Source organism: Streptomyces pathocidini (assembly GCF_001418495.1).
Classification (GTDB): Bacteria; Actinomycetota; Actinomycetes; order Streptomycetales; family Streptomycetaceae; genus Streptomyces; species Streptomyces pathocidini.
On record NZ_LIQY01000171.1, the window covers coordinates 1 to 9,057 of the forward strand.

The following is a 9,057-nucleotide window of genomic DNA, read 5'->3' on the forward strand; positions in this document are numbered from 1 at the left end:
CCGGTGGGCCGGGTCGCGGACCTCGCCTACGAGCATTTCCAGGACGTCCTCCAGGGCCACCAGGCCGAGGACCCGGCCCGAGGCGTCGGCGACCTGGGCGAGATGGCTGGCCGCGCGGCGCATCACCGTCAGGGCGTCGTCCAGGGGGAGTTCGGCCCGGAGGGTGGCCATGGGACGCCAGACGTACTGCGGGACCGCCCGGTCCGGCTCCTCCAGGTCCAGGACGTCCTTCACGTGCAGATAGCCCATGAAGGCGCCGGAGGAGACCACCGGGAAGCGGGAGTAGCCCGTGCGGACCGTCAGTTCCTCGACCTGGCGCGGGGTCGCCGTCGGGTCGACCGTCACCAGGGCGGCCCGGTCCAGCAGCACCTGCGTCACCGGGCGGCTGCCCAGCTCCAGCGCGTCGGCGAGCCGCTCCTGCTCGCCGGGGTCGAGCAGGCCCGCCTGGCGCGAGTCCTCCAGCAGCCGGGTCAGCTGCTCGCTGGTGAACACCGCCTCCACCTCGTCCTTCGGCTCGACCCGGAACAGCCCGAGCACACCGCGCGCGCACGCCCCGAAGAAGGCGGTGACCGGGCGGCACAGCCGCGCGAAGGCAACGAGCGCGGGCCCGAGCCACAGCGCGGTCTTCTCGGGGGCGGCCATGGCCAGGTTCTTCGGCACCATCTCGCCGACCACCAGGTGCAGGAACACCACGACGGCGAGCGCGATCGCGTAGCCGAGCGGGTGCACGGCGCCCTCGGGCAGGCGCACGGCGTGGAACACCGGTTCCAGCAGGTGCGCCACGGTCGGCTCGGCGACCGCGCCGAGCGTCAACGAGCAGACGGTGATGCCGAACTGGGCCGCCGCCATCATCTGCGGCAGGTTCTCCAGACCCTGCAGCACGGTACGGGCGCGGGCCGAGCCGTCGGCCGCGTGCGGCTCGATCTGGCTGCGGCGCACCGAGACGAGCGCGAACTCGGCGCCGACGAAGAAGCCGTTGCCGAGCACCAGCAGCACGGCGAAGAGGAGTTGGAGCAGGCTCATCGCACGCCCGCCCTTGCGCTCGCGCGCTCGGCGGTCCCGGCCCGCCTGCCGTCCCGCGGCGCGGAGCCGGGCGGCGCAGAGTCGGACGGTGCGGGGCCGGACGGTGCGGGGCCAGGTGCCGCAGAGCCGGACGGTGCGGAGCGAGGCGGGGCGGGCTCGTGCCCGTCGCGGGCGGCGGCCGGCCGCGCGGGCTCCGCGCGGAGGATCCGCACCCGCTCCGCCCGGTGGTGCGAGACCATCCGCACCCGCAGCCGCCAGCCCGGGAGTTCGGCGGTGTCGCCGGGGGCCGGGATGCGGCCGAGGAGGTCGGCGACCAGGCCGGCCACCGTCTCGTACGGCCCCTCCGGGGCCTCCAGGCCGATCCGCCGCAGGGTGTCCACGCGGCAGCTGCCGTCCGCCTCCCAGACGGGGCGGCCGTCCTCCGGGTGGCCGGCGGCGAGTTCGGGCAGGTCGTCGCCGTCGTGCTCGTCGCGCACCTCGCCGACCAGCTCCTCGACGATGTCCTCCAGGGTGACCACCCCGGCCGTGCCGCCGTACTCGTCGACGACCACGGCGATCGGCTGCTCGCTGCGCAGCCGCTCCAGCAGCGGCTGGACCGGCAGGGTCTCGGGGACGAGCAGCGGTGGCACCGCTATGCGCCCGAGCGGGGTGCGGCGCCGCTCGGGCGCGGGCACGGCGAGGGCGTCCTTGAGGTGGACCATGCCGACCACCTCGTCCAGCCGCTCCCGGTAGACGGGGAAGCGCGAAAGCCCGGTGGCGCGCGTGAGGTTGAGGACGTCCTGCGCGGTCGCGGAGGACTGCAGGGCGCTCACCCGCACCCGCGGGGTCATCACGTGCTGCGCGGTCAGCTCGCCGAGCGAGAGCGTACGGACGAACAGGTCCGCGGTGTCCTGCTCCAGGGCGCCCGCAAGCGCGGAGTGCCGGGCGAGCGAGACGAGTTCCTCGGGCGTACGGGCGGAGGCCAGCTCCTCGGTGGGCTCCACGCCCATGGCCCGGACCAGCCGGTTCGCCACCGCGTTGAGCAGGGCGATGACCGGGCGGAAGAAGCGGGAGAAGGCGTGCTGCGGGCCGGCGACGAACCGCGCGACCTGGAGCGGCCTGGACACCGCCCAGTTCTTGGGCACGAGTTCGCCGATCACCATCTGCACGGCGGAGGCGGTCAGCATGCCGACGACCACGGCCGCGCCCGGGACCGCGCCCTCGGGGAGCCCGGTGGCGCGGAACGGCCCGGCGAGCAGCCGGGCGAGGGCGGGCTCGGCGAGCATGCCGACCACCAGGGAGGTGATGGTGATGCCGAGCTGGCTGCCGGAGAGCTGGAAGGACAGCTCGCGCAGGGAGTCCACGACGGTGCGGGCGCGGTGGTCGCCCTGGGCGGCGGCCCGTTCGGCCTCGGGCCGCTCGACGGCCACGAGGCCGAACTCGGCGGCCACGAAGAACCCGTTGGCGAGGATCAGCAGCAGGGCCGCGGCGAGCAGGAGCAGCGGGATGGTCATGCCGCCGCCTCGGACGAGGGGGCGGCGCAGGTACTACCGGACGTTCCGTCCATTGCCGGAGGGAGTCACTCCTCGGTGAGCAGGTGGCCCCGCGGGGCGCGCCGTACGGGGCGGCGGGCTCGGCAGTGCGGGGCGGCGGCGCCCACGCGCCGCCGCGACAAGAGTAGTCACTGGGCTTTTCCCCGCGCAGCCAACCCCGCGCGAGCGGAGCAACCGTGGGCCAAGGCTCGCCGAGTGCCGGGCCGACCCCACGCCCGAGCCCGTGCTACGCGGTGGGCTCCCCCGTCCCGTACTCCTCGGCGAGGGCGCGGAGCGTGCGGGCGTCGCGGATGGCCTGGCTCCTGGCGATGCCCGGCTGGATGCCCATGGCGGGCAGGCTGGTGCCGTCGGCCAGGTCGAGGTAGACCCACGGGTCGCCGGGGCGGAGGTTGACGCGCAGCACCTCCGCCCACTCCAGGCGGCGCTTGGTCGTCAGGTTGACGACCGTCACCCCGCCCGCGTCGGCCACCACCTTCGGGCGGCTGAGTAGCAGCAGTACGCCGAAGAACAGCAGCCCGGTGAGGACGAAGCTGATCCGCTCCCCCGGACTCAGCGTCGGCAGCGCGACGGCGATCACGGTGAGGGCCGCGAGCAGGGCGGCGCCGACGGTCAGCAGCACCACGCGGGTGCGGGTCGCCCGGAAGGTGACGGGCAGGGTGGGCGGTGCGGACATCACGGACTCGGTCCCGGTCGCGGCCATCAGAGGCGGCAGGCGTGGATGCCGGTGGTGAGGATCGCGCGCGCGCCCAGGTCGTACAGCTCGTCCATGATCCGCTGCGCGTCGCGGGAGGGGACCATCGAGCGGACGGCGACCCAGCCCTCGTGGTGCAGCGGGGAGACGGTGGGCGACTCCAGGCCCGGGGTGAGCGCGACAGCCTTCTCGACCTGCTCGACGCGGATGTCGTAGTCCATCATCACGTACCGCCGGGCGACCAGGACGCCCTGCATGCGGCGGAGGAACTGGCGCACCTTGGGGTCCTCGGCGGACTCCCCCTTGCGGCGGATGACGACGGCCTCGGACTTCAGGATCGGCTCGCCGATGATCTCCAGGCCGGCGTTGCGCAGCGTCGTGCCGGTCTCGACGACATCGGCGATGATCTCGGCGACGCCGAGCTGGATCGCGGTCTCCACGGCGCCGTCGAGCCGTACGACGGAGGCGTCCACGCCGTGTTCGGCGAGGTGCTGGGTGACCAGGCCAGAGAAGGAGGTAGCGACCGTCATGCCGCCGAAGTCCTGCACGTCCTGGGCGGCGCCGGGCCGGGTGGCGTAGCGGAAGGTGGAGCCGGCGAAGCCGAGTTGGAGGATCTCCTCGGCGTCCGCGCCCGAGTCGAGCAGCAGGTCGCGGCCGGTGATGCCGATGTCGAGGCGGCCGGAGCCGACGTAGACGGCGATGTCCCGGGGGCGGAGGAAGAAGAACTCGACGTCGTTCTCGGCGTCGACCAGGACCAGTTCGCGGCGGTCCTTGCGCTGCTTGTAGCCGGCCTCATGCAGCATCGCCGACGCAGGCTCGGACAGTGAACCCTTGTTGGGGACGGCAATGCGCAGCATGGGGTGAACTTCCTTCTCTGATACGGGAGTCGGGTGGTGTGGTGCCGGAGGGCTCAGAGGTGGGCGTAGACGTCGTCCAGGGAGATGCCCCGGGCGACCATCATCACCTGAAGGTGGTACAGCAGCTGGGAGATCTCCTCGGCGGTGCGGTCTGCGCCCTCGTACTCGGCGGCCATCCACACCTCGGCGGCCTCCTCGACGACCTTCTTGCCGATGCTGTGCACGCCCTTGCCGACCAGCTCGGCGGTCCGCGAGGTGGCGGGGTCGCCGGTGGCGGCCTTGTGCTGGAGCTCGGTGAAGAGCTCCTCGAATGTCTTGTTCGCCATGGTGGGGCCTAGCCTACGGGGTCGGGGACTCCGTTCAGCGCCAGGGCTCGGACACCGAGCGCAGCAGTGCCGCGGTGGCCACGGCGGCGGTGGCGGCCTCCTCGCCCTTGTCCTCGTTCGAGCCCTGCAGCCCCGCCCGGTCGAGCGCCTGCTCCTCGTTGTCGCAGGTCAGGACGCCGAAGCCGATGGGGACGCCGGTGTCGACGGTGACCTGGGTGAGGCCCTGGGTGACGCCCTGGCAGACGTAGTCGAAGTGCGGGGTGCCGCCGCGGATGACCACGCCGAGGGCCACGATCGCGTCGTAGCCGCGCCCGGCGAGGACCTTGGACACGACCGGCAGCTCGAAGCTGCCCGGCACGCGCAGCAGCGTCGGCTCGTCGATGCCGAGCCGGTGCAGCGTGCGCAGGGCCCCGTCGACGAGGCCGTCCATCACCTTCTCGTGCCACTGCGCCGCGACGACGGCCACGCGCAGGTCGCGGCAGTTCCTGACGCTCAGTTCCGGGGCACCCTTACCGCTCACGGCTCTCCTCGTTCCATCCTGTTTCGTACGGGTGTTACTGGTTGCCGCAGGGCGAGACGCGGTCGGCGTCCAGCCACGGCAGTTCGTGTCCCATCCGGTCCCGCTTGGTGCGCAGGTAGCGGAGGTTGTGCTCGCCGGCCTGTACGGGCATCGGCTCCCGGCTGGTGACGCGCAGCCCGTGCCGGGTCAGCGCCTCGCTCTTGTCCGGGTTGTTGGTCATCAGCCGCACGCTGCGCACCCCGAGGTCGGCCAGCATCCGGGCGCCGGCCGCGTAGTCGCGGGCGTCGGCGGGCAGGCCGAGTTCGAGGTTGGCGTCGAGGGTGTCGTGGCCGCGCTCCTGGAGCTCGTACGCGCGCAGTTTGGACAGCAGCCCGATGCCGCGCCCCTCGTGTCCCCGCAGGTAGACCACCACACCGCGGCCCTCCTCGGTGACGCGCGCGAGCGAGGCGTTCAGCTGGGGGCCGCAGTCGCAGCGCAGCGAATGGAACACATCGCCGGTCAGGCACTCGGAGTGGACCCTGACCAGGACGTCCTCGCCGTCCCCGAGCTCGCCCTGGACGAGCGCGACATGCTCGACGCCGTCGACGGTCGAGCGGTAGCCGTACGCCCGGAAGTCGCCGAAGGCGGTCGGCAGCCGGGTCTCGGCCTCGCGCCGCACGGTCGGCTCGGAGCCGCTCCGGTACGCGACGAGGTCCTCGATGGAGATGATCGCCAGGCCGTGCTTGCGGGCGAAGGGCACCAGCCCGGGTAGGCGCATCATGGTGCCGTCCTCGGCGGCAATCTCCACGATGGCGGCGGCCGGGCGCAGTCCGGCCAGGCGCGCCAGGTCGACCCCGGCCTCGGTGTGGCCGTTGCGCACGAGGACACCGCCGGGGCGGGCGCGGAGGGGGAAGACGTGGCCGGGGCGCACGAAGTCCGCCGCGGTGGTGGCGGGTTCGGGTCCGGTGCCCTCGGCGAGCAGCCGGAGGGTGGTGGCCCGGTCGGCCGCGGAAATGCCGGTGGTGACCCCGTGCGCGGCGGTGGCGTCGACCGAGACGGTGAACGCGGTGCCCATGGACTCGGTGTTCTGCTCGACCATCTGCGGGAGTTGGAGCCGGTCGAGGTCCTCGGCCTCCATGGGCGCGCAGATCAGCCCGCGGCACTCGGCCATCATGAAGGCGAGGATCTCCGGGGTGGCCTTCTCGGCGGCGACGACGAGGTCGCCCTCGTTCTCCCGGCTCTCGTCGTCCACGACGACGACGGGCCGCCCGGCGGCGATGTCGGCGATGGCCCGCTCGACGGGGTCGAGGCGCAGGTCCTCTTCTTCGTGCCGGCTCTCCATGGCGATCACGGTCATGAGGCGTCCCCTTCGTTCGCTTCTCCACCCGCTCGGCGCAGCAGCGCGCCTCTCGTTGTCGACTGCGGCCCGGCGGCCTCCCGTGCGTCGCTCACAGCAGTGCTCCTTCCAGGGCGGTGGCGCTCGGGCGGGTGCGCAGCCACCAGTCGCGCAGGCCCCACAGGACGAGGCCGAAGTAGACGACGTAGACCAGGCCGGAGAAAGCCAGCCCGCTGCTGAAGGCGAGCGGGACGCCCACGAGGTCGACCAGGATCCAGGCGAGCCAGAACTCGACCAGCCCGCGGGCCTGGGCGACCATCGCGGCGAGGGTGCCGACGAAGATATAGGCGTCCGGCCAGGGGTTCCAGGACAGTTCCGGCACCAGGGTGAACAGCCCGCCGACGGCGAGGGTGCCGGCGACGGTCGCGGCGGCGAGGGTGAGGCGCTCGCGCCAGGTGGCGAACCGTACGGCGATCTCGCCGCCCTCGTCGCGGTGGCCGCGACGCCACTGGCTCCAGCCCCAGACGGCGAGTCCGATGACCAGGAGCTGCTTGCCGACCCCGCCGCTGAGCTGCGCGGACGCATAGGCGCCGACGAGGATGACCCCGGCCAGGAACTGGGCGGGCCAGGTCCAGATGGAGCGGCGCCAGCCCAGCGCGAGGGCGGCCAGGCCGATCGTGTTGCCGATCATGTCGGACCAGATGACGCGCTGGCCGAAGGCCTCGAAGGCCGGGCCGTTCAGCCAGTCGAGGGCGTTCACCGGCCGGTCTCCGGCCGCTCGGCGGCGCGCGGGCCGAGCATCCGCTCCACGTACTTGGCGATGACGTCGACCTCGAGGTTGACCGGGTCGCCGGGGCCCTTGATGCCGAGGGTGGTGAGGGCGAGCGTGGTGGGGATCAGGCTGACAGTGAAGTAGTCGGGGCCGGCGTCGACGACGGTGAGGCTCACGCCGTCGACCGTGATGGAGCCCTTCTCCACGACGTAGCGGGCGAGGCCCTCGGGCAGCGAGACCTTGACGATCTCCCAGTTCTCAGAGGGCTTGCGGTCCACGACGGTGCCGGTGCCGTCGACGTGCCCCTGCACGATGTGCCCGCCGAGCCGGCCGCCGACCGCGGTGGGCCGTTCGAGGTTGACCCGGGAGCCGGTGGTCAGCGCGCCGAGGCTGGAGCGGTCCAGGGTCTCGGCCATCACGTCGGCGGTGAACTCGCCGTCCTGGGCCTCGACCACGGTCAGGCAGACGCCGTTGACGGCGATCGAGTCGCCGTGCCGCGCGCCTTCGGTGACGATCGGGCCGCGCAGCCGGAAGCGGGCGGCGTCGCCGAGCTCCTCGACGGCGACGACCTCGCCCAGCTCTTCCACGATTCCGGTGAACACGTCAGCTCTCCTGAGGGGTGTTGAGGGCGGTGATGCGCAGATCGGGCCCGATGCGTACGGCCTCGGTCAGTTGGAGTCGCAGCGTCTGCGCGATGGTGCCGATTCCGGCGTCGGCCAGCGCGGCAGGTCCCGCGCCGAGCAGGGCGGGCGCGAGATAGCCGGTGACCTGGTCGACCGCGCCCGCGGCGACGAAGGCCCCGGCGAGGGTCGGCCCGCCCTCCAGGAGCACCGAGCGCACGTCGCGCTCGTGCAGGGCGGCCAGCAGGGCGTGGACGGACAGCCCCCGGCCGGGCGCCCTGGGGAGGCGGACGACCGGGGCGAGGCCTTCGAGGTGCGCGGCGTCGGCGTCCTCGGCGACGGCGATCAGGGTGGGCGCGGTGCCGTCGAGGACGCGGGCTCCGGGCTTGACGGCGGTGGCGTTGCTGTCGACGACCACCCGCAGCGGCTGGGTGGTCTCGGACTCCAGGAGCCCGGACTCCCGGGCGCCGAGTTGGGGGTCGTCGGTGCGGGCGGTGCCGGAGCCGACGACGACGGCGTCGGCCTGGGCACGCAGCCGGTGCACGTCGGCGCGGGACTCGGCCGAGCTGATCCAGCGGCTGCTGCCGTCCGACGCGGCGATCCGGCCGTCGAGCGTGGCGGCGTACTTCCACAGCACGAAGGGGCGGCCGCGGCGTACGGAGGTGAGCCAGGCACGGTTGCCTGCCTCGGCCTCCCCGGCCAGCAGCCCGCCCTCGACGCTCACACCGGCCTCACGCAGGGTCCAAGCCCCGCCGGTGGCAGTCGGGTTGGGGTCGGCCACCGCGTAGACGACGCGGGCGATCCCGGCGGCCAGGAGCGCCTGGGCGCAGGGGCCGGTGCGGCCGGTGTGGTTGCAGGGTTCGAGGGTGACGAGGGCGGTTCCGCCGCGGGCCCGGTCCCCGGCCGCGCGCAGCGCCTCGACCTCGGCGTGCGGTCCACCGGCCCGGCGGTGCCAGCCCTCGCCCGCGGGCTGCCCCGCGGCGTCGAGGATCACGCAGCCGACGACCGGGTTGGGGCTGGTGGATCCGAGGCCGCGGGCGGCCAGTTCGATGGCGCGACGCATCGCAGCGGCTTCGGGCGTGGTGGGGGCCACCGGGTCCTCCTGCCTCTTCGGGCACGGACTCCGGGGCTGTCGAGATGACAGAAGCGGGAACTGCGCGTCGGGGCGCCGAGACCGGATCCCGTAGAACCCGCCCGCGGACGGCGGACGGACCGCCGGGAACGGCGGCGCACCGGTGCTTGGCCCGCCGCGCACTGCCTCCCATCCGGACTTTAACCGTCGGTCCAGGAATTTCACCTGGTCAACCGGCCGCTGGCGGCGGACGGGTCGCGGACTGTAACCGCCGGTTCGGACTTTCACCGACCCCGGAGTGCGCTGACGTCACTGGTACCCACCCAGTC

Annotated in this window: 10 protein-coding genes and 1 riboswitch; all 10 genes read right to left on the reverse strand. The window is 73.4% G+C overall.

What is annotated here, in order from left to right; genetic code table 11:
- Window positions 1-1,023 (reverse strand): hemolysin family protein (locus AOK16_RS10290; RefSeq protein WP_055471945.1); only part of this gene is annotated, 1,023 nt, incomplete at its 3' end.
- Window positions 1,020-2,516 carry a hemolysin family protein gene (locus AOK16_RS10295; protein ID WP_079101231.1) on the reverse strand — a complete coding sequence of 499 codons (1,497 nt, stop codon included), beginning with the start codon at window positions 2,514-2,516 and terminating at the stop codon, window positions 1,020-1,022. The genes AOK16_RS10295 and AOK16_RS10290, both read right to left, overlap by 4 nt.
- Before the next feature lie 265 nt (window positions 2,517-2,781).
- A complete protein-coding gene (locus AOK16_RS10300) occupies window positions 2,782-3,228 on the reverse strand; it encodes a PH domain-containing protein (protein ID WP_055471952.1) in 447 nt (148 codons plus the stop codon).
- 26 nt (window positions 3,229-3,254) lie between these two features.
- Window positions 3,255-4,103 carry an ATP phosphoribosyltransferase gene (gene hisG / locus AOK16_RS10305; protein WP_055471946.1) on the reverse strand — a complete coding sequence of 283 codons (849 nt, stop codon included), beginning with the start codon at window positions 4,101-4,103 and terminating at the stop codon, window positions 3,255-3,257.
- Between the two features lie 53 nt (window positions 4,104-4,156).
- Entirely contained in the window at window positions 4,157-4,429 is a 273-nt protein-coding gene (locus tag AOK16_RS10310; RefSeq protein ID WP_055471947.1) for a phosphoribosyl-ATP diphosphatase, read from the reverse strand.
- Window positions 4,430-4,463: 34 nt separating this feature from the next.
- On the reverse strand, window positions 4,464-4,949 hold the full coding sequence (gene ribH / locus AOK16_RS10315; protein WP_055471948.1) for a 6,7-dimethyl-8-ribityllumazine synthase: 486 nt from the start codon (window positions 4,947-4,949) through the stop codon (window positions 4,464-4,466).
- A 34-nt stretch (window positions 4,950-4,983) separates the two neighbouring features.
- Window positions 4,984-6,285 carry a bifunctional 3,4-dihydroxy-2-butanone-4-phosphate synthase/GTP cyclohydrolase II gene (locus tag AOK16_RS10320; protein ID WP_055471949.1) on the reverse strand — a complete coding sequence of 434 codons (1,302 nt, stop codon included), beginning with the start codon at window positions 6,283-6,285 and terminating at the stop codon, window positions 4,984-4,986.
- Between the two features lie 91 nt (window positions 6,286-6,376).
- Window positions 6,377-7,024, reverse strand: a complete 648-nt coding sequence (locus tag AOK16_RS10325) for a nicotinamide mononucleotide transporter family protein (RefSeq protein WP_055471950.1) — start codon at window positions 7,022-7,024, stop codon at window positions 6,377-6,379.
- Window positions 7,021-7,638, reverse strand: coding sequence for a riboflavin synthase (locus AOK16_RS10330; protein ID WP_055471951.1), 618 nt, complete (start codon window positions 7,636-7,638; stop codon window positions 7,021-7,023). The genes AOK16_RS10325 and AOK16_RS10330 overlap by 4 nt, the downstream gene beginning before the upstream one ends.
- Before the next feature lies 1 nt (window position 7,639).
- Complete coding sequence (gene ribD, locus AOK16_RS10335) at window positions 7,640-8,719, reverse strand: bifunctional diaminohydroxyphosphoribosylaminopyrimidine deaminase/5-amino-6-(5-phosphoribosylamino)uracil reductase RibD (protein WP_055471953.1); 1,080 nt, start codon at window positions 8,717-8,719, stop codon at window positions 7,640-7,642.
- A 184-nt stretch (window positions 8,720-8,903) separates the two neighbouring features.
- Window positions 8,904-9,034: riboswitch (FMN riboswitch) on the reverse strand.
- Window positions 9,035-9,057 lie beyond the last annotated feature (23 nt).

Bases quoted from the DNA above. Each gene is read 5' to 3' on its own strand.
- AOK16_RS10295 (WP_079101231.1), bottom strand. From the start codon at position 2,516: ATGACCATCCCGCTGCTCCTGCTCGCCGCGGCCCTGCTGCTGATCCTC.
- hisG (WP_055471946.1), bottom strand. From the start codon at position 4,103: ATGCTGCGCATTGCCGTCCCCAACAAGGGTTCACTGTCCGAGCCTGCG.
- ribD (WP_055471953.1), bottom strand. From the start codon at position 8,719: ATGCGTCGCGCCATCGAACTGGCCGCCCGCGGCCTCGGATCCACCAGC.
- AOK16_RS10320 (WP_055471949.1), bottom strand. From the start codon at position 6,285: ATGACCGTGATCGCCATGGAGAGCCGGCACGAAGAAGAGGACCTGCGC.
- AOK16_RS10310 (WP_055471947.1), bottom strand. From the start codon at position 4,429: ATGGCGAACAAGACATTCGAGGAGCTCTTCACCGAGCTCCAGCACAAG.
- AOK16_RS10300 (WP_055471952.1), bottom strand. From the start codon at position 3,228: ATGTCCGCACCGCCCACCCTGCCCGTCACCTTCCGGGCGACCCGCACC.